The 23226-nt window shown below is 38.9% G+C and carries 20 protein-coding genes and 1 tRNA gene; 16 read left to right on the top strand and 5 right to left on the bottom strand.

Annotation, left to right across the window (positions count from 1 at the left end):
• The first annotated feature begins 227 nt into the window (after nucleotides 1–227).
• The 6 genes from WNY98_RS04905 to speB all read left to right on the top strand — a co-directional run bounded on the left by WNY98_RS04905 (nucleotide 228) and on the right by speB (nucleotide 5902).
• Complete coding sequence (locus WNY98_RS04905) at nucleotides 228–689, top strand: GNAT family N-acetyltransferase (protein WP_076924837.1); 462 nt, start codon at nucleotides 228–230, stop codon at nucleotides 687–689.
• A 280-nt stretch (nucleotides 690–969) separates the two neighbouring features.
• Nucleotides 970–1839, top strand: coding sequence for an MYG1 family protein (locus tag WNY98_RS04900; RefSeq protein WP_342877292.1), 870 nt, complete (start codon nucleotides 970–972; stop codon nucleotides 1837–1839).
• A gap of 62 nt (nucleotides 1840–1901) precedes the next feature.
• Nucleotides 1902–2234, top strand: coding sequence for a YnfA family protein (locus WNY98_RS04895; protein ID WP_342877291.1), 333 nt, complete (start codon nucleotides 1902–1904; stop codon nucleotides 2232–2234).
• Between the two features lie 72 nt (nucleotides 2235–2306).
• Nucleotides 2307–2804, top strand: coding sequence for a hypothetical protein (locus tag WNY98_RS04890; RefSeq protein WP_342877290.1), 498 nt, complete (start codon nucleotides 2307–2309; stop codon nucleotides 2802–2804).
• 257 nt (nucleotides 2805–3061) lie between these two features.
• Entirely contained in the window at nucleotides 3062–4975 is a 1914-nt protein-coding gene (gene speA, locus WNY98_RS04885) for a biosynthetic arginine decarboxylase (RefSeq protein ID WP_076924841.1), read from the top strand.
• Nucleotides 4976–4978: 3 nt separating this feature from the next.
• The gene (speB, locus tag WNY98_RS04880) at nucleotides 4979–5902 is read left to right on the top strand and encodes an agmatinase (RefSeq protein ID WP_007583987.1); all 924 of its coding nucleotides are present in this window, start codon (nucleotides 4979–4981) and stop codon (nucleotides 5900–5902) included.
• Nucleotides 5903–5955: 53 nt separating this feature from the next.
• Here the strand turns inward: speB and WNY98_RS04875 are convergent, their stop codons facing one another.
• From WNY98_RS04875 to WNY98_RS04865, 3 genes are all read right to left on the bottom strand, one after another.
• Nucleotides 5956–6321: a DoxX-like family protein gene (locus WNY98_RS04875; protein ID WP_342877360.1), complete on the bottom strand. Its 366-nt coding sequence runs from the start codon at nucleotides 6319–6321 to the stop codon at nucleotides 5956–5958.
• Nucleotides 6322–6502: 181 nt separating this feature from the next.
• Nucleotides 6503–7525 (bottom strand): M48 family metallopeptidase, encoded by a 1023-nt coding sequence (locus WNY98_RS04870; protein ID WP_342877289.1) that lies wholly within the window; start codon nucleotides 7523–7525, stop codon nucleotides 6503–6505.
• 9 nt (nucleotides 7526–7534) lie between these two features.
• On the bottom strand, nucleotides 7535–8644 hold the full coding sequence (locus tag WNY98_RS04865) for a YjgN family protein (protein ID WP_342877288.1): 1110 nt from the start codon (nucleotides 8642–8644) through the stop codon (nucleotides 7535–7537).
• A 234-nt stretch (nucleotides 8645–8878) separates the two neighbouring features.
• Here WNY98_RS04865 and WNY98_RS04860 point away from each other — a divergent pair, with 234 nt between their 5' ends.
• The 10 genes from WNY98_RS04860 to msrB all read left to right on the top strand — a co-directional run bounded on the left by WNY98_RS04860 (nucleotide 8879) and on the right by msrB (nucleotide 20774).
• Nucleotides 8879–9082: a DUF1656 domain-containing protein gene (locus tag WNY98_RS04860; protein ID WP_024600681.1), complete on the top strand. Its 204-nt coding sequence runs from the start codon at nucleotides 8879–8881 to the stop codon at nucleotides 9080–9082.
• Nucleotides 9083–9087: 5 nt separating this feature from the next.
• The gene (locus tag WNY98_RS04855) at nucleotides 9088–9948 is read left to right on the top strand and encodes an HlyD family secretion protein (RefSeq protein ID WP_024600682.1); all 861 of its coding nucleotides are present in this window, start codon (nucleotides 9088–9090) and stop codon (nucleotides 9946–9948) included.
• 10 nt (nucleotides 9949–9958) lie between these two features.
• The gene (locus tag WNY98_RS04850) at nucleotides 9959–11995 is read left to right on the top strand and encodes an FUSC family protein (protein WP_342875360.1); all 2037 of its coding nucleotides are present in this window, start codon (nucleotides 9959–9961) and stop codon (nucleotides 11993–11995) included.
• 76 nt (nucleotides 11996–12071) lie between these two features.
• Nucleotides 12072–12803: an RNA methyltransferase gene (locus WNY98_RS04845; RefSeq protein WP_342877287.1), complete on the top strand. Its 732-nt coding sequence runs from the start codon at nucleotides 12072–12074 to the stop codon at nucleotides 12801–12803.
• Between the two features lie 68 nt (nucleotides 12804–12871).
• Nucleotides 12872–16273, top strand: a complete 3402-nt coding sequence (locus WNY98_RS04840) for a chromosome segregation protein SMC (RefSeq protein WP_342877286.1) — start codon at nucleotides 12872–12874, stop codon at nucleotides 16271–16273.
• A 74-nt stretch (nucleotides 16274–16347) separates the two neighbouring features.
• Entirely contained in the window at nucleotides 16348–17115 is a 768-nt protein-coding gene (gene zipA, locus WNY98_RS04835) for a cell division protein ZipA (protein WP_197185887.1), read from the top strand.
• Nucleotides 17116–17195: 80 nt separating this feature from the next.
• Nucleotides 17196–19214, top strand: a complete 2019-nt coding sequence (gene ligA / locus WNY98_RS04830; protein ID WP_170072197.1) for an NAD-dependent DNA ligase LigA — start codon at nucleotides 17196–17198, stop codon at nucleotides 19212–19214.
• A gap of 10 nt (nucleotides 19215–19224) precedes the next feature.
• Nucleotides 19225–19743, top strand: coding sequence for a DUF2919 domain-containing protein (locus WNY98_RS04825; protein WP_076924847.1), 519 nt, complete (start codon nucleotides 19225–19227; stop codon nucleotides 19741–19743).
• 2 nt (nucleotides 19744–19745) lie between these two features.
• Entirely contained in the window at nucleotides 19746–20186 is a 441-nt protein-coding gene (locus tag WNY98_RS04820; protein WP_342875358.1) for a hypothetical protein, read from the top strand.
• Between the two features lie 147 nt (nucleotides 20187–20333).
• Nucleotides 20334–20774, top strand: coding sequence for a peptide-methionine (R)-S-oxide reductase MsrB (msrB, locus tag WNY98_RS04815; RefSeq protein ID WP_024600689.1), 441 nt, complete (start codon nucleotides 20334–20336; stop codon nucleotides 20772–20774).
• 4 nt (nucleotides 20775–20778) lie between these two features.
• On the opposite strand, the gene WNY98_RS04810 is transcribed toward msrB, so the two are convergent.
• Together WNY98_RS04810 and WNY98_RS04805 are read right to left on the bottom strand one after the other, a co-directional pair.
• Entirely contained in the window at nucleotides 20779–22425 is a 1647-nt protein-coding gene (locus tag WNY98_RS04810) for a response regulator (protein WP_342877285.1), read from the bottom strand.
• 725 nt (nucleotides 22426–23150) lie between these two features.
• Nucleotides 23151–23226: transfer RNA gene (locus WNY98_RS04805), tRNA-Val, on the bottom strand.

The raw sequence follows: 23226 nt of genomic DNA, 5'->3' as shown, positions 1-23226 counted from the left end.
GACACGATTTTATTATCTCAAAATAGATCATTTAATTAAGCTAATTGGTAATAACCAAACAGAAACTCTCTATATACAAGGACATTTTACTTTTTCTAGCTGTTAAAATTCCACAAACTATATGCTAAATAAGGACTAAAGATTTTTTGGTTAAACAATGATAAGCTATGCCCGCTTGAATATATTATTTAAAGCTTAATAAACTTATAACAATGAATGGAAGCTTTATGCAGTTAGTTGATTTGAACCCTAATGATCCCGATGTAGTAAATGTATTTGACGATATAGACCGACTTATAAATTCTTTATATCCTGTTGCTACAGCGCAGTCTCTGGAGCTAAACGAATTAACCTTACCTAATGTGTATGCTATTGGTTTAAAAACTGATGAAGGTATTATTGCCTGTGGTGCGATCGTAGAGAAATTTGATACTCAGCCTTATGGCGAAATAAGACGTTTATACGTAAAACCAAGTCATCGTGGTAAAGGGCTATCAAGACGTATTATGCAGATTTTATTACATCAAGCTGGCGAGAAGCAGATCCCGTTAATACGTTTAGAAACAGGTCCAAAACAAATAAAATCAATCAATTTATATGAAAATTTAGGCTTTAAACGCTGTAGCAGTTTTGGCTCATATATAGATAATCCACAAAGTGTATTTATGGAGTTAGGGCTTAGCCAATAAGCTTATTAACGCTACGACATGTTAAATCTCAATATGTCGTAAATATCAGGTCCATGATCATTCGTTTTATTCTAATTTAGAGTAGTTTTAAGAAGCTACTTATTATTGCTTTGCAATAAACGGCATAACCACGCTAATCACTTTAAGAAAGTCTTTTATAGTGATGCAAAAAATACTTCACTGTTTTTCACATCTGTCTTCGTATAAAATCTGCCTCGATAATTAGTGACTAACTTACAAAGCGAGAATTTTTATCTTTTCTAAAAGTAGCAATAAACAAATGAGCGAAATAACAGTAGTAACCCACAATGGTAATTTTCATGCAGATGACGTTTTTAGTATTGCTGTACTTAAACATGTTTTGCCAACGTTTAAACTGGTACGTACTCGCGATAAAGCGCTTATAGAGGGTGCCGACTTTGTAATTGATGTAGGTGGCGAATATGACCCCGAAACTAATCGCTTCGATCATCATCAACGTGGTGGTGCAGGCGAACGAGAAAATGGCATTCCTTTTTCATCATTTGGCTTAGTGTGGAAAAAATATGGCTTAGCGCTGTGTGATGATAACCAAGCCGTTGCTGATAGAGTTGATTCGGGCTTAGTTTCAACAATTGACGCCATTGATTGTGGTCATGTTGAAGGTGTGTCAAAAGGAATAAGCTTGAGCCAAACAATCTCAATGTTTAATCCTACATGGGAAGAAGAAAGTAACTTTGATACCTGCTTTGATGAAGCTGTTGAATTTGCAGCTCGCATGCTCATTCGTTTTATCGCATCAGCTCACGGAAGTGTAAATGCAAAAGAGATTGTTGCCAAAGCAATTGAAAGTGCAGAAGATGCCAGAGTTATAGTGCTTGAAAAATACACTCCGTGGAAAAAAACAGTGCATATTTTATCAAGCGATGCACTATACATGGTTTACCCATCGCATTCTGGGCAATGGATATTACAGACTGTGCCAGTTGAGCCAGGATCGTTTGAGGATAGAAAATCGCTTCCTAAAGCGTGGTCAGGCTTATCTGATGAAGCGTTTGTAGATGCAACAGGTATTGATGATGCCGTGTTCTGCCACAATGGTTTGTTTATAGCGGGTACTAAATCGTTTGAGAGTACAATGAAGCTTGCCGCAATGGCATTAGCTGAATAAGTAAAATAGCTAAGTAACAACATTTGTATGTTACTTAGCTAATTAAATTACGTGAGAACGTTATGTTTGAAGTAAAAACTATCGCGCTATTTGTCATAACCGCTCTTGCCGAAATTATTGGCTGTTACCTTCCTTATCTTTGGCTTAAAGAGGATAAAAGTATATTACTTTTAATTCCTGCGGCTTTAAGTTTAGCTTTATTTGCTTGGCTATTATCTCTTCACCCTGATGCATCTGGTCGTGTATATGCAGCTTATGGCGGCGTATATATTTGCGTTGCGCTATTGTGGTTATGGGTTGTTGATGGCGTAAAGCCCACTATGTGGGATGTTATTGGTGGAGCTGTTGCTTTACTTGGTATGGCCATTATTATTTTTGCACCTAAAAGTGTTTAATCTCGTCCAATTTCCTTTTGTTAAAATATCCTATACTCAAATAAATTAAACTGCAGAGATAGGAAGCCAATTATGAATATTTACAAATCACTGCTTTTACTCTTTGGCTTCCTTGTTTTGATAGCTGCTTGTAGCAAAAATCCTTTAAAAACCAATGTTACTACCTCGCTACCTACGCCTTGGTGGGAGCCATTAACGCCTGATGTTGTTATTGATAACTATGAATTTTATTTACAAGGTTGCTCGTCCATTACTCGAGTTGCTAGTGAAGGCAGTATAAAAACAGCAAGCATTGTTTTAAATATCCCAACTCGGTTATTGTCTAGTTGCCCAGAAAATCAAAGCAATAAACGCCTTAAATACGATGGCACGTATCTTACATTAACGCTTTGCAGAGTTGCATTTGGCGCTGGTGGCTGCGCAGAGGAGCGCTATAAAACTCTCGATTTTGTTAATTGGGAAGAGTACATAGGTATTACATGGCTCAAAAGTGAAAAGTACGAAGCATGGCGCAAACTTGGATCTACATCTTCAAAAGCAGACTCAATAACCAAAGTAGTAATCAATTAAACAAAAACTTATATAGTTCTGGAAGTGAAACTCACCTGCATAGTCCACTATATACGGCTAAATCATAAAGTTAATTAGCAGCTAAGCCTTATTAATTAAGGGCTCGTTGGCTGTGTAATAAAATGGGTATTTGTAATCTTAAAAATTACTCGTTACGAGTAAAAATACTTGTTGGACTTGAATCCCTATTTTTCTTTTAATGCGCGCAATCAGCCGATACTCACTATTGGCATTCATCAAATAAAAGAGAAAGATAAATGAAAGAAACAACATCACTAGAACAAGCTCGTACGAGCTACAATGTTCGTCATTGGAGCCAAGGTTTTTTTGGTATTAATGATCAAGGTGATGTGTATGTGGCGCCCAAGGCTCATGCCCCAGAGCAAACCATTGCATTAACAGATATCGCAAAGCAACTACAAGATAAAGGTTTAAGCTTACCTGCTTTAGTTCGTTTTCCGCAAATTTTACACCACCGTGTTCACAGCTTATGCGGCGCATTTAATACTGCGATTGAAAACTATGGTTACCCTAAAGACTACTTATTAGTTTATCCAATAAAAGTAAATCAACAACGTGAAGTGGTTGAAGAAATAGTAGCAAGCCAAGCACAAGTAGAAAAAAAGCAACTTGGTTTAGAAGCCGGCAGCAAGCCTGAACTACTTACAGTATTAGCATTGGCTGAAAAAACCAGCGCCGTAATTGTATGTAATGGCTACAAAGATAAAGAATACGTACGTTTAGCACTTATTGGCGAAAAGCTAGGTCATAAAGTGTATATCGTACTTGAAAAGCTTTCTGAGCTAGATATGGTGCTTAGCCAAGCAAAAGAGCTTAACGTAAAACCGCGCATTGGTATTCGCGTACGTTTAGCGTCGCAAGGTAAAGGTAAATGGCAAGCGAGTGGCGGCGAAAAATCAAAATTTGGTTTATCTGCATCGCAAGTTTTGCATGTAGTTAATCGTTTAAAAGACGCAGGCCAACTTGATTTATTGCAGCTAGTACATTTTCACTTAGGGTCGCAAATGGCGAACATTCGTGACGTACGTTTAGGTGTAAGCGAAGCTGCGCGTTTTTACTGTGAGTTACGCAAATTAGGCGCAGAAATTGATTGCCTTGATGTAGGTGGTGGCTTAGCTGTTGATTACGACGGCACACGTAGCCAATCGCATAACTCTATGAATTACAGCTTAGCTGAGTACGCAAATAACATTGTGTACACCATTGGTGATACATGTAAGCAATATGAACAACCAATGCCGACTATTATTTCTGAGTCAGGTCGTGCGCTTACGGCACATCATGCTGTGCTTATTTCTAATGTTATTGGTACTGAAAGTTACACGCCAGAAGAGTTAGTAGCGCCAGCAGCAGATGCACCCCTGTTATTAAAAAACATGTGGGCGTCGTTTGTACAGTTAACTGATTTAACGGATGACCGTGCATTAATTGAGATTTATCACGACAGCCAAGGTGATTTAGCTGAAGCGCATAACCAATTTGCACTAGGTTTACTTGATTTATCGCAACGTGCATGGGCTGAGCAAATTAATATCCGTATTTGTTATGAACTTAACAAGCACATGGATAATAAAAACCGTTTTCATCGTCCTATTATTGACGAGTTAAACGTACGTTTAGCCGATAAGTTTTTTGTAAACTTCTCGTTATTTCAATCGCTTCCAGACGCATGGGGCATTGATCAAGTGTTTCCGGTATTGCCATTAAGTGGCTTAACTGAAGCACCAAAAAAACGTGCTGTATTACTTGATATAACCTGTGACTCAGACGGTGCACTTGAGCATTACGTAGATGGACAAGGTATTGAAAGCACACTACCAGTGCCAGAGTTTAGTGCTGACAAGCCTTATTTAATGGGCTTTTTCTTGGTGGGTGCTTATCAAGAAATTTTAGGTGATATGCATAACTTGTTTGGCGATACGCACAGCGCCATTGTTAATATGGATGAGCAAGGCGTTGCAAGTATTACCGAAATAAACCAAGGTGACACTGTTGCCGATATGATGCGCTATGTACATTTAGATGTTGAAAGTTTTCAGCAATCATACGAGCAATTAGTAAGCACTAAAATTGAAAAACACGAACAGCAAAGCGTTTTAGACGAGTTGCAAAGCGGCCTTGACGGCTACACTTATTTAGAAGAGTTATAAGCAATGTCAACTTTGTTTGGTCACGCAGATCACTCATTGTACTCAAATGGGATGACGTTTTTACGTCGTCCTATGGTGCAAAACATTAATGCAATTGATGCAGACGTAGTGGTTTTAGGCTTACCATTTGATTTAGCGACATCGGGCCGTCCAGGTGCGCGCTTAGGCCCTGATGCAATTCGTCGTGCATCGGTTCATTTAGCATGGGAAGACACTAAATACCCGTGGACGTTTCCGTTGTTTGAGCGCTTAAAAGTGGCCGATGCAGGGGACTTTACTTACCCTGTTGGCGACCCTGAGTATTTTACTGCGCAATTAGAAATGGCTGCTGAGCAAATACTTCGTCAAGGTAAAACGCTATTAGGTTTAGGGGGGGATCACTTTGTGACGCTTCCGCTATTACGTGCTCATGCAAAAATACATGGCAAAATGGCGTTAGTGCATTTTGATGCGCACACCGATACCTACAGCAATGGATCGCGATTTGATCATGGCACTATGTTTTATCATGCACCAATGGAAGGGCTGATAGATGTTGAGCACAGTATACAAATAGGTATTCGTACCGACTTTGATCAAAGCAAACATGAATTTGCTGTGATTGATGCAATGCAAGCCAACGATTTACATGCAAATGATATTGCAGCGCAAATACTTGAACGAGTAGGTGACCTACCGGTTTACTTAACGTTTGATATAGATTGTTTAGACCCTGCGTTTGCGCCTGGTACAGGCACTCCTGTGTGTGGTGGTTTAACGTCAGATAAAGTACTTAAAGTACTGCGTGCGCTAAAAGGCATAAATATGGTGGGTATGGATGTGGTAGAGGTATCACCTTCGTATGACCAAAGCGAGCTTACCGCCATTGCCGCAGCAACAATTGCCAGTGAATTATTGCATTTATGGACGCATAAAAATAAGTACTAATTTTACAAATTAAGTACTACAAAAAAGGGTATGCATTTGCATACCTTTTTTATTTAGAGATATCGATTATTCAACAGCTTAATCTCTTTTAACCAAATAACGCTTAGCCCAATAAGAGGCAAGTTAGTAGTAACAGGGTTAAATGCTTCAATAAGTAATTGTGGCTGCATAACAACTACAGCGAGTAAAAGCCCAATAAGCGCTAATATATTTAAAGTGACTAGATGTTTATTTTTATAAAACACAAATAAACACAGTCCAAATATAATTTCGCCAACACCCGCCGAGCGTGTAATTAAGTCAGACACTTCTGCTGAAAAGCCAGCACTGCCCGTCATTAACTTTTCAAGTGGCGCTACGTGATAAAGCTTTGGGAAAAAACCGTGAATGATACTAACCCAAATAACTATTTGAACAATTTAACGATCTAAATCAATTACTAACGTCGTTAAAAAACTTTTATTTAGAACCACTAAACACAAAGTTTTTTGCCTAGTTACTAAATGATTTATTTAACGTTAAAATAGCCCCCATAGTTAATTGAATTAGTATATCCAACTTAAACTCACTATGTAGCGAGCAAGTTGAATATAACCACGATTATTTCCTAGCATTGTCAATACGCTCTTGTGCACTTGGATGGCTAGATAAATATTCTAATAAGTTATTCACTTTTTCTAGGTGTTCGTTTTCGCTGGTATGGCTTTCTTGCAGGGCTTCTATTGCATCAGCAAAGTCATTGCTCGAATACCCCAATGATTCTAATTGGGTAAGTGCAAAGCTGTCGGCTTCGCGTTCCATATCACGTGAAAACCCTTGCTGAGCAAACGATGCACCGGTACCTAGCGCAACCTCTGCAACACCCTCTAAATCACCAAATACAACCGCTAATACAATCGTACTTGCGGCAGATTGTGCTGTAATACGTACGCTATGTTGATGCACTACATGGCCCATTTCGTGTAGTAATACCGCTTTTAGCGCATTGGGTTTATCGGCAAGTAGATTAGCTAACTCATCGGTGACCACGATACGACCATGGGGCAGTGCAAATGCATTAGCGCCAAAGCTGTCTGACTTATAAAATGATAATCTATAAACAGATTGATCAAGCGATAACGCCTTAAGCATACTTTTGAAATGCGCTTGTACTTTAGCTTGCTGCTCTGCGGGTAGCTCACTTGGGTCAAGCGCAATCTTTTTAATTAATGTAAAGCTCTGCTCACCCATTTGCTCTACAACATTACGTGGCAGGGTATCAACACTGTAAACAGCAATGGCCGGTACGGCTTTATAAAGCACTAACCACATAAACAATGGTGTAAATATGACAGCGGCTAAAATGGTCCATTTACTTTTTTCGAGGCGTTCCATTACGTGATGGTTATTTTCTTTAAATGGCCATCTGTAATTTACATCAAGTGGAATAAAACGACTGCCATCTTCGAAGTTTAGTTCGTCAGCAAGTCCAGCCATTCCCGAACTTAAGTTAAGACTTGTGATTGCGTGGCGAGCAATAACATATTCATCGTCAATAATTTCAATGTGTGTGTCGCTAATAGTTGCCACACACACCTGATAATTACTCGATGCTTTGGGAAAAAAATGCCCCTTTACATGCATGGTGAGCTCTTAAGTTAAAGAAAGGTCAATATCGAATACGTTTGCAGCTTCTTCAGCAAATGATGATTGCTGATCCTGCTCGGTATCAATCAGATTCAATGCACCAGGATAAATAGTGACGTTAGTTACATCTGCAAGCATTTTTGATGTGCGTACTTTTGTCCATGGGTATGCAAGCCCTAAAGAAAATACAATAGCCAACATATTAGTGAGTAATAAAACTGCGAAAGGAATTGGTTTTAGCTCTGATTTAAATGTAGCAACGCCTTCAAAATGGCTGTTATCAAAAATGTGATTACGAATAGCGGCATGCCATACAGCTGAAACAATAGCAATCATCAGCACGTAGGCAATAGTCATAAATATAGGAAGCATAACCATAGCTGCAGAGTTTTCTAAATTTTGTTGGTTTTCAATATCTACTAAGTTGAGGCCAAATAATCCTAAAACCCCCATAAATACCACCATAGTGATAGAGCTCACTACAAAGCAAATAAGCGCTGTTAGGTAATAGGTTTCGCCTTTTAGATTTACAGTAAGTGGTTTGTCACCGTAACTAATGTTGCTATGGATATAGCTATCAATACGTTTTATAACATAAGGCATTAATAAATAAAGTGTAAATACGCTGGCAATAGGTAAAAGTATAAAGTTAACAAAAGCTTCGCCATAACTGCCTTTAAAAGCAAAGCGAACATTACGATGGCGCGTCATACGTAGATTAAAACGCAAACCTTGGTTAATAATCCATGGCATTAAAAAGATAAAACCAATCGCAATAAACAGGCCTAATATAGGCATAAAGCTGATAGAGAATGTGTAAATAAAAAACACAATAACCGCTAAAATCCGGCCTTTTAAAATTTGTATTGGCGTTGCTAGATAGTCAAAGCTATGTCCATCTATACGAGTATGGCCGTAGAAGTATCGGTGTGTACGTACTTTAGCCCACGCTGAGTATATGCCGAGAGTAATAACACTAAGTAATATATTTACAATCCAAATGCCAAAAAACTCACCACCTTTACCGCTAAATTGCACTTTACCGCTAAAAATTGGTACAGCGGGTTCATTTACTGGAGGGTTTGTTTTAGGGGGAGTAGGGTGTATTGATTCCATTAAAATTATATCCATGTTGTTTTTTTGTTAATTTACCTAAATTTGGTGCAAAATTCAATGTTTATAATTACACCACAGTTTTGCAAGTGGCTGATTAAAAGACTATAAGTAATACCAGTAGGCTTAAAACTGTGTGGCTATTAATTTTAAATTAAGCACAAAATTAATATAATCAGTTATCTGCTTTATCGCACTCTACTTTTAACCGTTTTTAAACACGTATGGACTTTTATTATGCTGCAAGCTGTTGTTTTAGGCGGGGTAGAGTTTAGCCCTTTGATTATTTACTTTCCTATCGCTTTTATTTTAACAGCCATTACACGTTTTATATTACATCGTTTAGATTGGCACGACCGTATTTGGAAGGTGGCTTGGTTTGAGGTGTCTTTATTTATTTGTTATTTGGCCTTAACCGTTTACCTACTCAGTGGAAGATAAATTAGATGACAAAGTATCTACGTACACTTTTAACCATAATCGTTGTTATAGCCGCTGTATTTGCTGGACGATGGGTATGGACTGATTACATGCATACTCCTTGGACTCGAGACGGCCGTATTCGAGCTGAAGTAGTCACCGTTTCGCCCGATGTGTCGGGATGGGTAACTGGGCTAAACATTAAAGATGGTCAAAATATAAAAAAAGGTGACTTACTTTTTAGTGTTGACAACAAACGCTACCAAGCGGCACTTGATAGGAGTAAAGCGACTACTGAAAATGCTTTATACACCTGGGAGTTGGCAAAACATAAACTAGAGCGCCGAAAAGGTTTAAACACTCAGCAAGCAATTAGTGAAGAAGGGCTTGAGTCAACACGCATTAATTCAAAAATAGCAAAAGCCAATTATGAACTTGCAAAAACAGATCAAGCTATAGCTCAACTTAACTTTGATAGAACAAAAGTGTATGCCCCCGTTAGTGGGCAAATTATTAATTTAAACTTACGCCAAGGTAATTACGTAGCTCAAGGCACATCAGTATTTGCCATTGTAAAATCAGGCTCGTTTTACGTTACGGGTTACTTTGAAGAAACTAAAATCCCTTTAATACATGATAATCAAAAAGCTAAAATATCACTGTTAAGCGGTGGCAAGGCTTTAACCGGCCATGTGATTAGTGTGGGTAAAGCTATTGCAAATACAAACACACAAAGTAATACACAACTTTTACCCGTGGTGCAGCAAACATTTAATTGGGTGCGTTTATCTCAGCGAATTCCTGTTGATATAAAGCTAGATTCGGTGCCAGAGGATATACAACTTAGCGCCGGAATGACCGCCACAATACATCTAAATACTCAATAGGGAGAATGCTTTGGGTGATGTATTGAGGAATTTGTTTTTTCCTAAAAAACAGGCAATTATTTTTGCGGTTAAGGGGGTTATTGCGATGGTAATGGCGCTGACTATTGCTATGTCGCTTAATCTTGATAGACCTTATTGGGCGCTAGTATCAGCTATATTTTTGCAATTACGGCCACAAAGCGGACTCGTTATTGAAAAAGCAATATGCCAAATAATAGGCACCATAATAGGTGGTTTATTTGGCATACTGCTTTTAACCCAGTTAATTCTTTATCCTTATTTAGCGTTAAGTGCACTTGCTTTATGGTTAGGGGTAAACTCTGCGTTATCGGCAATGGTGCGCCAAGCAAACTTTATTTATGCATTTGCTATGGCTGGGGTTACCGCCGCTATTATCGTACTTTTAGTTATGGTTACACCGGCAATGGTGAGCAGTCAAAGTATATTTGATATTGCTCAGGCGCGAGTAAGCGAAATAGTGATTGGGTCGATTTGTGCGGGCATTGTTAGCCATTTATTTTGGCCAGTAAAAGTTAAACATTTACTGCAAGCACAAGCACGGTCGGTTATAAATCAAACTTTAGATTATTTAGTAACGGAACTTGATTCTAAAGGATCGCACGAAAATCGCCATCACCAAATAGATGGCATTATGGCAACGTTAGGGTCTATAAATGAAGACTCTAGCGCAGTGAGGTACGAAGGACCGAAAGGCCCCGGACGCTCGCGTGCGGCAAATCAATTGTCGCAAAAAGTACTTTCTTTACTGGCTTCAATTCAAATAATTGGTCGCCTACAACGAAACCACTCAGACCTCATTACTCCTACATTAGACAAATTAATAAGTAAACTTAAAAACGTATTCGCACAAATTAAAGAATCTGACGATTTTGATTACTGCGCCGAGCAGATTAAAGCCCTGCGCAAAGAGCTAACCGACTATAGAGCAAATACGGTGTGTGATTCGCCATTTGAATCTCACATGCTCAATGTGAGCATGGAAGTGGCTAACGATTTAACAATTTTACTGCGGGCTTACAGAGCTTTAGAACAACGTGATAAAACATTGTTAAATGCACCTAGTATGCTTACATATCGCGACCCACTGGCTGGCATTATAGTAGGGTTTAGAACTGCTTTGGTCTTTTCTATCGGCGCATTTATTTGGGTTAATACAGGGTCTTCAGCTGCATTGTTAATAATGATTTTACCGGTGATTTTTTCGATAATGTTAGCGCGAATACCGTTAGCTATTTTGCAGGTGGTAATAAAACGTTTATTGGCAGGTATAATTGTTGCTACTTTTGTGACTGTTTTTTATGCGCTAAATTTACTGTCGCAAAGTGGTGGGCAACTAGAAATATTATTACTTGTATTAGCGGGTCCGTATTTTCTTGGTTTACTGCTTTTAGCTGAGCAACAAACATTGCCATACGGCTTAGGGTTTTGTATTCCATTTACTATTTTGGTTAGACCCAGCACGGATATGAGCCTAGCGTTTTCAATTGATTATACATTAAGCTCTGCAATCGCTATTTTTGCTGGCGTGAGTATTTTATTTTGGATTTTTCAGTTATTTACCGGCCCCAGTGTTCAGTTACTTGTTCATCGTGTTTTTAAAGCAACCTACAAAGATTTACTCGAAATAAATACTCATCAAACTCCTACTATTTGGTATAACCGCCGCATGGCAGATAGATTAATACGCTTAACTAATTATGATCAGGGCTCACACACACGGGCCATTACTGACCTTGCATTAACAGGTTTAAACTTAGGGCATGCTTCAATACGATTGAACTCAATTTGCGAGAATCTTGCTGGTGGTACCACACTCAAATATTTAAATGAGTGGCAACGCACGTTGGCTAGTGCATTTATGTTGGCAACCAAAGGCAAGTTTGATGAAAACTTTAAGCAAGCGTCTGATAATCTTTATAACGAATTAGCAGCAACCGTTGATGATTCAAACCAATTAGAAGCAATTAAAGGTATGTTTATTCGTATTAACCTGACCTTTGAAAGAAGTGCCAGCAAGATTAATTAACCCTATTCGCTGCTTTTCGAGTTCAGATGTTATAACGAAATCTGTTATACTTAATGGACAATTTTATGGGGCTGTTATGATTTCAAAAAACCAACTCAAACTTATTCGCCAACTTGGCCAAAAAAAGTACCGAAAGCAATATAATCAATACCTTGTACAGGGTGAAAAAAACGTACTTGAGTTATTAAACAGCCCATTAAATGCGGTTAATATTTTTGCTACAAACGAATTTATAAATGCGTACCAAGGTGAGTATCAGCACGCTAATTTTATTGAAGCGGATGAAGAGACCCTCACCAAAGCCAGCACGCTAGTTAGCAATAATGCAGCCATTGCTATTGTTGATATGCCAAATGCAGAGCTACCTAAAGCAAGTGGCTTAATACTCGCGCTTGATGGCGTATCAGACCCTGGTAACTTAGGCACAATAATTAGAGTGGCAGACTGGTACGGTATTAAACATATAGTAACTAGCACCGACAGCGCAGACGCTTACAACCCTAAAACAATTAGCGCCACAATGGGCTCATTTGTAAGGGTATCGGTAAGCCAAGTAGATTTACCTGATTACTTAAGCTCTTTAAAGTTACCTGTTTACGGTGCTTTTTTAGATGGACAAAGCGTACATAAAACCCAATTTACGGGCTCAGGCGTTTTACTAATGGGCAGTGAATCGCATGGAATACGCGAGCAGTGTGCAAAATTAGTGAGCGACAAAATAACCATACCTGCTTTTGGTGGTGCAGAGTCGCTTAATGTTGCGATGGCGACCGGTATCATTTTAGATAACTTTAAACGCCAAGCTTAACAATTTAACTATTTATGAGTTAAATTGTTTGTAGTCAATAACAATAATAAATTGGTAATAACAATAAGATGCGCTTAAGCACCATTAAATTAGCGGGCTTTAAATCCTTTGTAGAGCCCACTAAAATTCCATTTCCTGATCAAATGACGTGTGTTGTAGGCCCTAATGGCTGTGGCAAATCTAACGTTATTGATGCAGTGCGATGGGTGCTAGGTGAAAGCTCTGCTAAAAATCTGCGTGGCGATGCCATGACCGATGTTATTTTTAATGGTTCAACTAATCGAAAAGCCATATCGCAAGCCTCTGTAGAGCTTGTTTTTGATAACGATAAAGGTAGCCCTTCAAATACATTTGCCGACAGAAACCAAATTGCTATTAAGCGTTTAGTAACGCGCGACGGACAGTCACTGTATTTTTTAAACGGTAGTAAATGTCGTAAGCGCGATATTACCGATATATTTTTAGGTACCGGTCTTGGTCCGCGAAGTTACGCGATTATTGAACAAGGCATGATCTCGCGCTTAATAGAAAGTAAACCACAAGAATTACGCGTATTTTTAGAAGAAGCCGCCGGCGTTTCTAAATACAAAGAACGCCGCCGCGAAACCCAAACACGTATTAAAAGCACCCGCGAAAACCTTGAGCGTTTACTTGATGTGCGTAAAGAGCTGCAAAGTCAGTTAGATAAATTGGCTGTGCAGTCGGTTGATGCAAAAAAATACCGCGAATTAAAAGCACAAGAACGCACTCTAAAAGGTCAGATTGCGGTTCTAAAATGGCAAAAGTTACATCAGCAGCAACTTGAAAAAAGCGCCCAAATTAAAAAACTGAACGACCAAGTTTCGTTTTTTAAAACCGCTAACTCAGGGCATGACGATGTACTTGCAAGCTTAGAAGGTCAAGTACAAGCTCAGCAAGACAAATTAAGCGATGCACAGCATCAGCAACATGTAATACACACCGAGCTTACCCGCGCTGAGCAACAACAAATAAATGTAAAGCAACAAACTCAAACGCTTAAGCTAAATTTAATTAAATTACAGCAGCGCCAAACTCATAGTACTGAGATTAAAACGCAGCAGCAGATTGTGTGTGAACAACTAAATGAAACCCTGCAAGAAGCAAGTGAAAACGCTTTAATGTGCGAAGAGCAAGTTAGGACGTTAACACATGAGCTTGAGGACTTATTAGCACTGAAACTGCGCCACAATACACACTGGCAAACTTTGTGTGAGCAACAGCAACAACTTAAGAATAATGCACAACTGCATAGCAGTCACATCAAACAAACTCAGCAGCAAATAAGCCACGTTAACGAGCAAATTGATCAGTCAAATGCGCAGCTTACTGACTTACAAAGTAGTGATGTAGAGCAACAATTAACGCAGCAAAAACAGCAAACACAAACATTAACTCAAGAACTTGCCGCTAAACAAACAGCGCACACGCAGTGCAGTGCTAAGCTTGAATTACAAAATGAGCTTGTTAATAACTCACAGAAGCAATATTCGACGCTTACTCAAACAATAAATGAGTTAAAAGCCAGTATAACGGGGCTTAAAAGTACATTAGGGCTTGATGAAGAAAGTGAAAGTACTCATGGTTTGTTTAATCAGCTAAGTGTTAAAGAAGGCTTTGAGCCCTTAATAGAGCAAGCACTTAAATCGCTAGAGCACTTAAATGTAAGTGAGCAGCAAGCTGATAATAGTGTGTGGCCAATGAGTGGTAAGCACATTGCTGAAAATAGCTTAGCGGCACTCATAACAAGCGGTGTTTATCCAGAACATTTAACGCGTATTGCTTATAGCGAGAGCGGTGATTTAACGCTCTTAAACGATGCTTTTTATACAGCCATTATGGATAAAAACGGTGCTTTATATGGTCGTAACTGGCATGTAAGTGCTGATCGAAATGCAGAAAACTCATTGCTTTTAAAACATAAGCAATTGCAGGATAAAGCTCAGCAGTTAACCAATACCGAGGATGAGCTAAAACAAGTAACGCGTACTCGTGATGAACATACAGCCGAGCAAGTAAAGTTAATTAACGAGCAAAACGAGCTAAAAGAAGCCATACATGAGCTTGCGCAAAATATAGCAGTAGCCGGTACTCGCAGTGATATGCTTAAACAGCAAGTAGCGCACTTTAAGCTGCAACTAGAAAAGCTACAGCAACAAAAACAGCAATTAACTACTGTGCTTTTGCAATTAAATACCGTGCTTGATGAGCAAACAGAGCAATTTGAAGTGTTAAATGAGCAGCAACTCAACTTAACGGATGAGGTAGACGCTGCAAATAGCCTGCGCTCACAAAGTGATAAAAGTTATAGCGAAGCATTAAGCATGCTTGAGCAATATAAAACGCAAGCGCATAAGGCAACGCTCTCAGAGCAAAAGGCACGCAGTGAATGGCAGTTAAGCCAAACCAAATTGAGCCATGCAGAGCAGGAGCACATTAGTGCATCTGAAGGTGCGCAAGAACTACTTAATGAAATAGAAGAGCTGCTTATACCAGAGCAAGAACTGGACGATAAAATAACGCAGCTTTTAGCGCAACATCAAAAAGGTGAGCAGGCGCTGATATTACTACAAAAAGAATTAGCTCAGGCTAAAGAAAGCTTAAATACCAAACAGGCAAGCCTTAAAAGTTCGCAAAGCGAGCTGGCTGGCTTGCAAGAGCAGCATCAAAAGTTAACAATTGAAGAGCAAAGCTTGCTAATAAAAGCGCAAGTTGCGCTCGAGCCATTAGAAGAATTGAAACAAAGCTTAAAAGCAATACTTGATGAATTACCAGATTCATTGAATTTAAGTGCGGCGCAAAATCAGTTAACCGGATTCACTAATCAGTTAAATAAATTAGGTGCAGTAAACTTAGCGGCAATAGAAGAGTTTGATTTAGCCAAAGCTCGTAGTGATTATCTTGATAATCAATTAGATGATTTAACAAAAGCGTTAAGTACCCTTGAAGGTGCAATTCGTAAAATTGATATTGAAACCAAAACACGCTTTAAAGCGACGTTCGATCAAGTTAACGAAGACTTCGCTGAACTATTTCCTAAAGTTTTTGGTGGTGGTAGTGCGTATTTAGAATTAACCAGTGACGATTTACTCGAAAGTGGTGTTAGTATAATGGCACGACCACCTGGTAAGAAAAATTCAACAATTCATTTGTTAAGTGGTGGAGAAAAAGCGCTGACCGCATTATCATTAGTGTTTTCTATATTCAGGCTCAATCCAGCTCCTTTCTGTATGCTGGACGAAGTAGATGCACCATTGGATGATGCCAACGTTGTGCGTTTTTGCCGTTTGGTTGAAGAAATGTCACAATCAGTGCAGTTTATTTATATTAGTCATAATAAAATTGCGATGGAAATGGCAGGTAGATTAACAGGTGTTACTATGGCAGAACCTGGCGTATCGCGAATGGTTGCTGTAGATATAGAGCAAGCTGTGCAACTTGCACATGCATAAATTTTTATAACAAGTATATTAGTTTTTGATTAATATACAGGTTTTAGGCATATCAAATAATAAAAGGTGAGGGGATGGCCGAACAATTAAGATGGGTTTTAATCATTATCAGTGTAGTTGTCATTGGTGGTTTATTAATACATGGATTGTGGTCTGTTAGAAAAAAAGACCGCCCAGAAGTATCTGATAACGAACGGGTTGAGCCATTACAAGAAAGCGCATCAGCTTCATCTAAACCGTTTCGTACTGAGGCTGAGCCAACAGAGCCAATGCAAAACGAACGAGATGAGCCACAATTTGGTGAGCTTAACTTTGATGCAAATGAGCCGCAAATTGATACAAGCGTGCCAGAAGTGCCGATTGAAGATGACCTAGAAATAGTGGATGACCAAGAAGAAAAAGAGCAAAGCGCTGAAGATGCACCAGCTCAAATGTCTGACTTTGTTATCGTACATATTCAAATGCCAGAAGAGCTTAGCATGCAGGGTAGTAAATTATTGCCAGCAGTTAATACTTTAGGTTTTAAATATTCTGAGGAAGGTTTTTTTAATCGCCACTTAGATCCGGCTGGTCAAGGCCCTGTTTTATTTAGATTAGTAAATATGTACAACCCAGGTACGTTTGATATTGATAATATGGAACAATTTAGTACCGCTGGGGTAAGCTTATTTATGACGTTACCGTGCGACGGCGATGGCCTAGCTGCATTTAATATGTTGCACAGCGCAGCTAAAAAGTTAGCGGATGAATTTGGTGCACAAATTTTAGATGCTGAGCGAAATGAAATGACCGTAGATCGCGTAAGACAATATGTTGAGCAGGTCCGTTCTTTTTCAGCGTAAATAACGCACACATTATATTTTTATAAGCCACTGGACGGTGAATCGTCAAAGTGGCTTTTTTTATGTTTATTGAGGTTTAAATGTCTAGCAGCATTAGTGAGCAAGTTAATCATCTTCGTACTATATTAGAGCAACACAACTATAACTATTATGTGCTCGACACCCCCAGTATTCCTGATTCTGAATACGATAGGTTATTACGCGAACTAAGCGCACTAGAAACCGAGCACCCTGAATTTTTAACCGCCGACTCACCGACACAAAAAGTAGGTGGTGCAGCACTTAGTAAGTTTGAGCAAGTAGCTCACCAAGTACCCATGCTCTCACTTGATAACGCCTTTAGTGAAGAAGAATTTACTGCGTTTAATCGCCGTATTAAAGAGCGCTTAATGAGTACCGATGAGCTTACTTTTTGTTGTGAGCCAAAACTTGATGGTTTGGCAGTCTCAATTATTTATCGCGATGGTGTGCTTGTACAAGCGGCTACTCGAGGTGATGGTTTTACCGGTGAAAACATTACTCAAAATGTTAAAACCATTCGTAATGTACCGCTTAAGCTGCGTGGTGATTACCCGAAAGAGCTAGAAGTGCGCGGTGAAGTATTTATGGACAGCGCTGGCTTTGATAAATTGAATACTGAAGCAGAAAAACGCGGTGAAAAAGTATTTGTTAATCCGCGTAACGCAGCGGCAGGTAGTTTACGCCAACTCGACTCTAAAATTACCGCTAAACGCCCACTCATGTTTTATGCCTACAGTACCGGGCTTGTGGCTGATGGCAATATTCCTGAGGATCATTATCAGCAATTAGAAAAACTGACTGATTGGGGGCTACCTTTGTGCCCAGAAACAAAATTAGTTGAAGGTCCAAAAGCCGCACTTGCGTACTACAGCGATATTTTAACGCGTCGCAGTGAGCTTAAATATGAAATTGATGGTGTAGTAATAAAAATCAATCAAAAGACCTTACAAGAGCGTTTAGGCTTTGTAGCACGTGCTCCTCGTTGGGCCATTGCATATAAGTTCCCGGCGCAAGAGGAAATAACCCAATTACTTGATGTTGATTTTCAAGTCGGTCGTACTGGCGCCATTACACCGGTTGCACGTTTGAAGCCTGTTTTTGTGGGGGGCGTTACCGTATCAAATGCAACGCTTCATAACAGTGATGAAGTTGCACGTTTGGGCGTCAAAGTAGGTGATACAGTTATTATTCGCCGCGCTGGGGACGTGATCCCGCAAATAACACAAGTTGTACTTGAGCGTCGCCCTGATGATGCCAGAGACATTGAATTCCCGACGACTTGCCCAATCTGTGATTCTCATGTTGAAAAGGTTGAAGGCGAAGCTGTAGCCCGGTGTACGGGTGGGCTTGTATGTCCTGCACAGCGAAAGCAAGCTATTAAGCACTTTGCTTCGCGCAAAGCGCTTGATATAGACGGTCTTGGCGATAAAATTGTTGATCAGCTAGTAGATAGAGAACTTATAAAAACACCTGCGGATTTGTTTATTTTAAAGCAAGGACATTTTGAGTCGCTTGAACGTATGGGACCTAAGTCAGCTAAAAACTTAGTAACAGCACTTGAAGAGGCTAAAGGCACTACGCTTGCTAAGTTTTTATATTCACTGGGTATTCGTGAGGCGGGCGAGGCGACGGCACAAAATTTAGCTAATCACTTTCTAACCCTTGAAAATGTAATAAATGCCAGCATTGATAGTTTAACGCAAGTAAGTGATGTGGGCGAAATAGTAGCTGCTCATGTTCGTGGCTTTTTCGATGAGGAGCATAATTTAGCGGTTGTTAATGCGCTTATAGATCAAGGCGTAAACTGGCCAGCGTTGAGCGCACCTTCTGAGGAAGAACAACCGCTCGCTGGGCTTACATATGTGCTTACAGGTACGCTTAATACACTTAATCGCAATGATGCAAAAGCACGATTACAACAATTGGGCGCTAAGGTGTCTGGTAGCGTATCGGCTAAAACAGATGCGTTAGTGGCGGGTGAAAAAGCAGGTTCAAAACTCACAAAAGCACAAGACCTAGGCATAGACATACTAACTGAAGATGAATTAATTGAGTTGCTTATAAAGCATAACGGTTAGGAAAACGATAATGAGCCGATATGGGCCAGAATACTGGGATAAGTACGGAAGTTATCGTACGCCTATTGCATTTCATTTAAGTGTGATTGTGCTTTTACGTGGCTATTTTATTTGGGTTATAGCGGCTTTAAGCCGCAGACCTGAACTGGATTTAATGTCGTTATTTTTTAAAAATAAAAATGATTTTTTTATCGCAATAGCAATTGGAAGCGTTGCGATAATACCGACTATTTTATTTTGCTTACGCAGGCCACGAGATTCACACAGTGCGAGCGACAGGTTAGCAAAAATATGGCGACATATGCGTTGGCCCCTTATTTTATGTGCCGTTGTTGATTTAACATGGTTAAGTATTCAAGCTGCACATAGTCATTATCGGTTTTCATCTTTTTTAGCAGTACAAATGATGATTGTTTTATGGGTGCTGTGGTATTTGATGAAAAGCCGCTATTTAACTGTTTTCTTTAATGATTGGCCTGAGCCGACAGAAAAAGCATCAGAAGAAAAAAAGCGACTTAAAAAGGATTAGTTGTGGACGCTGTAAATAAAAAAATAGCGATAGCTATATCGCTAATAGGCTTAGTGCTTATTATTTTAATGATTAGCACTGATTTTTTAGAGTTTATGTGGTTTAAAGCGCTATCTGGGTTGTGGGTATTTGTTTTTTGCTCAAGCGTTTATAGGCTAACGCCTTTATTTAAATCAAGGAACAGGTTAGAGGATTTTATTCAGCGAGACGCCCAACACCTATTACTTTTTAGTTTGATGGGGTTTTTTGATAAAAAGCACGGTCCAGATTGGTTATTTATTGAGAGTATTGAACGCATAACGACAAAGGATGACGAGCTAATAATTTACAGTAATAACGAGCGCCAAATAAGTGTTAGTTTACCTGCAAAAAAAGCAGAACTAGATAGTTTTATTAAACGAATACTTACCGACTCAGAAAAGCAAAATATTACCTTTAGCTAAGGCGATTTAGCTTTGCGGCTGGGCAATTTCAGCCTTAAACGGTCAACACTCTTTAGCTGATCTTTAGAGTATTCAATAACGTAATAATTAACCGTACTTTTTATAAATTTATTAAGTATGGTTAATCAACTATTCAATGAGGCTATTATGTTGAAGTGGAATGATGTTATTAACTTTGCCACCAACGGCAATCCTACCCCAAGTAAAAAAGTAGTCAAAACTGACGAGCAGTGGCGGATGCAATTATCAGAAGATGAATATTATGTAACACGTAAAAAGGGAACAGAGCGCCCAGATAGCTCGGGTAGTTGTACATTACTTGAGCCTGGTAAGTATGTGTGTATTTGCTGTGATAATCTATTGTTTGATGCTGATGAGAAGTTTGATAGCGGTACTGGTTGGCCGTCATTTACGCAACCTGCGACAATTGAAGCGATTGGCTATGTAAGCGATACAAGCCATGGTATGGAGCGCATAGAGGTGGTTTGTAACGTGTGCGATTCGCACTTAGGCCATATTTTTCCAGATGGTCCATTACCAACGGGTTTACGTTATTGCGTTAATGCCGCATCAATGAAAAAGCTCTAATATTTTATTTACTAGCGCTTTGAATATCTAAATTCATTTCTTTTGCTATGTGCAAAATCTTATCTAAACGCTGCGTCTGATCTGCTTGTAATTTAGCTTTATCAAGAAGGACGTAGCATCTTTTCGCAAGTTCCATATTAAATGAACTACCTGATTGCTTAGTTGAATCAAATAGGCACTGTAATAAATTAAGTGCGATACTTTGATTACGAGGCATGACTCTAAACGCTTGTGTAAAAGCTTCTAGCGCAGTATTTAATTGGCCTTTATTAAATTGATTAACTGCATGGTTATTAAGCTCTTTCGGCCCCATTTTAATATCGCGTCGCTCACTTTGTTGCTGCTGAATATAACGCAAGTAGGTTGTGTCGCTAACTGCAGGGTGTCTTTCACAGTGGGTAATTATTTGTGTAAATAAGGTTTGCGCCTTTTGATGAAACCCCAGTTCATGAAATGCTTTTGCCTTATCAAGTGCGCCATCAACCGATCGGATATGAGTATCGTCATCATCAAGCTGTTCAATTAGCTTTTTCGCTTTTTGGTGCTCATCTTTTAAATAATGAAGCCGTGCATTAAGTACATCAATTTGAGCTTGGTTTGTATTATTAGGAAACTGTTTTTTTAAATCATTAATGTATTGATTAGTTTGCCTAGAAATTCGTTGAATTTGATCGGTTTGATCAGTCGTTAGCGCAAAGTCGATACCTGCACGTGCTGCATTTAAATATACATCGGGGTGGTCGTGTATGGAGTGCTTTGCGAAGGTGGCAATATCTTTTTGAGTTAAATAGCTTTTTTCATAGTCGTGATTAATTAGCGAGACATTACTTAGCGATTTTTGACGTGTGATATTTCGCGGTGCAATTTCCGCGGCTTGGCTCAAAAACTCTTGTGCTAGCTCAAACTGATTTAGCTTTATTTCTAATCGGCCCAACAAATCCAAGGCTACTAAACGAGTTTCTTGGCGCTCTAACATTGTTTTGAGCATTCGCTGCGCCAAAATATGTTCGTTATTCGCTATAAGTGCCTCTACTAAGCCTACTTTTGCCCAAGCAAATTTTTGAATGTCGAGAACAGACTTAAAAAAGTCTTTTGCATCCTGAGCTCGTTTTAAACGAAGTAGGGCATCGCCTTTTAAGCGAAGTAGGATAGGACTGTAATTATTATTTTTTTTATCCAGAGCGGTATCAATAAACTTAATAGCTTTTGAATCGTTACCATCATCAACTAATGAATATACTGTTTGTAAGTCGTGTTTACGCTTTAAGATTCGTTCAATGCGTGTTTTAAGCTCTTGTACTGTAAAAGGCTTAACTAAAAAGTCATCAGGTTGGAGTTCAAGAACACTATGAACTAGTGAGCCACTTGTTTCTGCTGAGATGAAGATAAAGCCAGTCGAGCTTTTTATAAGATGTTTTACACGTAGCTCTTCATAAAGTTGGTAGCCATCTTGGTGTTTATTTAAGTTAAATGAACAAACTATTAGATCAAACTCTTCACTTAAACACTGATCTTTTGCAGAGTTTGCATGATCGGCAAAGCGCAACTGCCGAAAGCCAAGCCTTTCTAACGATTGTTTCATATAGCTTTGGGCAAGTGGTTGCTCCTCGACTATAAGTATTTTGGCTTTTGAATAAATCTTAGTTGGCATTGGCTTAAGCGTAATTGTATTTAACACAGACTATAATCAACAGTTTAACTGCTTACAAGGGAATTTAGATGATAGCTGTATTTATTAGGTACTTAACTTTGCCTAATACGTTTATCTAACTACGAAAGTACTGAGCCGAATAACATAATTAAAAACTACATAAGCAAAATGGATAACTCTAATTTGATGAGTGCTTTGATATAGAAACTTAGATTTTAATAAAAATATGAAATGTATTTAATATGGGAAGAGAGAGTTATTACTAGAGAAGTTATCATTAAAGGAGTTATTAGAGAAATTATCTGATGGTGCTTATATGTGGTGGGTGATTACTTGGCTTGATACCAGTGACCCTCGCCATTACTTGTAAAGGGTGGCGATGCTCTTTTTCTTAAGGCTAAGTTAATTACATACGATTTATATATTGAGTTTTTATAAAGTTATTAAATACTTTTAACATAGGAAAGAGGATTTATTACTAGAGAAGTTATCATATAAAGAGTTGTCTGATGGTATTTATATGTGGTGGGTGATACTGGACTTGAACCAGTGACCCTCGCCATTACTTGTAAAGGGTGGCGATGCTCTTTTTCTTAAGGCTAAGTTAATTACATACGATTTATATATTGCGTTTTTATAAAGTTATTAAATACTTTTAACGTAGGAAAGAGGATTTATTACTAGAGAAGTTATCATATAAAGAGTTGTCTGATGGTATTTATATGTGGTGGGTGATACTGGACTTGAACCAGTGACCCTCGCCTTGTAAGGGCGATGCTCTCCCAACTGAGCTAATCACCC

Source organism: Pseudoalteromonas sp. AS71 (assembly GCF_038900275.1).
Taxonomy (GTDB): Bacteria; Pseudomonadota; Gammaproteobacteria; order Enterobacterales; family Alteromonadaceae; genus Pseudoalteromonas.
Note: the sequence above shows the minus strand (reverse complement) of the source record. Positions and strands in the feature narration are given on the sequence as shown.

Coding starts and splice junctions, on each gene's coding strand:
- WNY98_RS04825 (WP_076924847.1), top strand. CDS start 19,225: ATGAGCCGATATGGGCCAGAATACTGGGATAAGTACGGAAGTTATCGT.
- WNY98_RS04840 (WP_342877286.1), top strand. CDS start 12,872: ATGCGCTTAAGCACCATTAAATTAGCGGGCTTTAAATCCTTTGTAGAG.
- WNY98_RS04860 (WP_024600681.1), top strand. CDS start 8,879: ATGCTGCAAGCTGTTGTTTTAGGCGGGGTAGAGTTTAGCCCTTTGATT.
- speA (WP_076924841.1), top strand. CDS start 3,062: ATGAAAGAAACAACATCACTAGAACAAGCTCGTACGAGCTACAATGTT.
- WNY98_RS04905 (WP_076924837.1), top strand. CDS start 228: ATGCAGTTAGTTGATTTGAACCCTAATGATCCCGATGTAGTAAATGTA.
- WNY98_RS04855 (WP_024600682.1), top strand. CDS start 9,088: ATGACAAAGTATCTACGTACACTTTTAACCATAATCGTTGTTATAGCC.
- WNY98_RS04890 (WP_342877290.1), top strand. CDS start 2,307: ATGAATATTTACAAATCACTGCTTTTACTCTTTGGCTTCCTTGTTTTG.
- speB (WP_007583987.1), top strand. CDS start 4,979: ATGTCAACTTTGTTTGGTCACGCAGATCACTCATTGTACTCAAATGGG.
- WNY98_RS04900 (WP_342877292.1), top strand. CDS start 970: ATGAGCGAAATAACAGTAGTAACCCACAATGGTAATTTTCATGCAGAT.
- msrB (WP_024600689.1), top strand. CDS start 20,334: ATGTTGAAGTGGAATGATGTTATTAACTTTGCCACCAACGGCAATCCT.
- WNY98_RS04895 (WP_342877291.1), top strand. CDS start 1,902: ATGTTTGAAGTAAAAACTATCGCGCTATTTGTCATAACCGCTCTTGCC.
- zipA (WP_197185887.1), top strand. CDS start 16,348: ATGGCCGAACAATTAAGATGGGTTTTAATCATTATCAGTGTAGTTGTC.
- WNY98_RS04810 (WP_342877285.1), bottom strand. CDS start 22,425: ATGCCAACTAAGATTTATTCAAAAGCCAAAATACTTATAGTCGAGGAG.
- ligA (WP_170072197.1), top strand. CDS start 17,196: ATGTCTAGCAGCATTAGTGAGCAAGTTAATCATCTTCGTACTATATTA.
- WNY98_RS04870 (WP_342877289.1), bottom strand. CDS start 7,525: ATGCATGTAAAGGGGCATTTTTTTCCCAAAGCATCGAGTAATTATCAG.
- WNY98_RS04845 (WP_342877287.1), top strand. CDS start 12,072: ATGATTTCAAAAAACCAACTCAAACTTATTCGCCAACTTGGCCAAAAA.
- WNY98_RS04865 (WP_342877288.1), bottom strand. CDS start 8,644: ATGGAATCAATACACCCTACTCCCCCTAAAACAAACCCTCCAGTAAAT.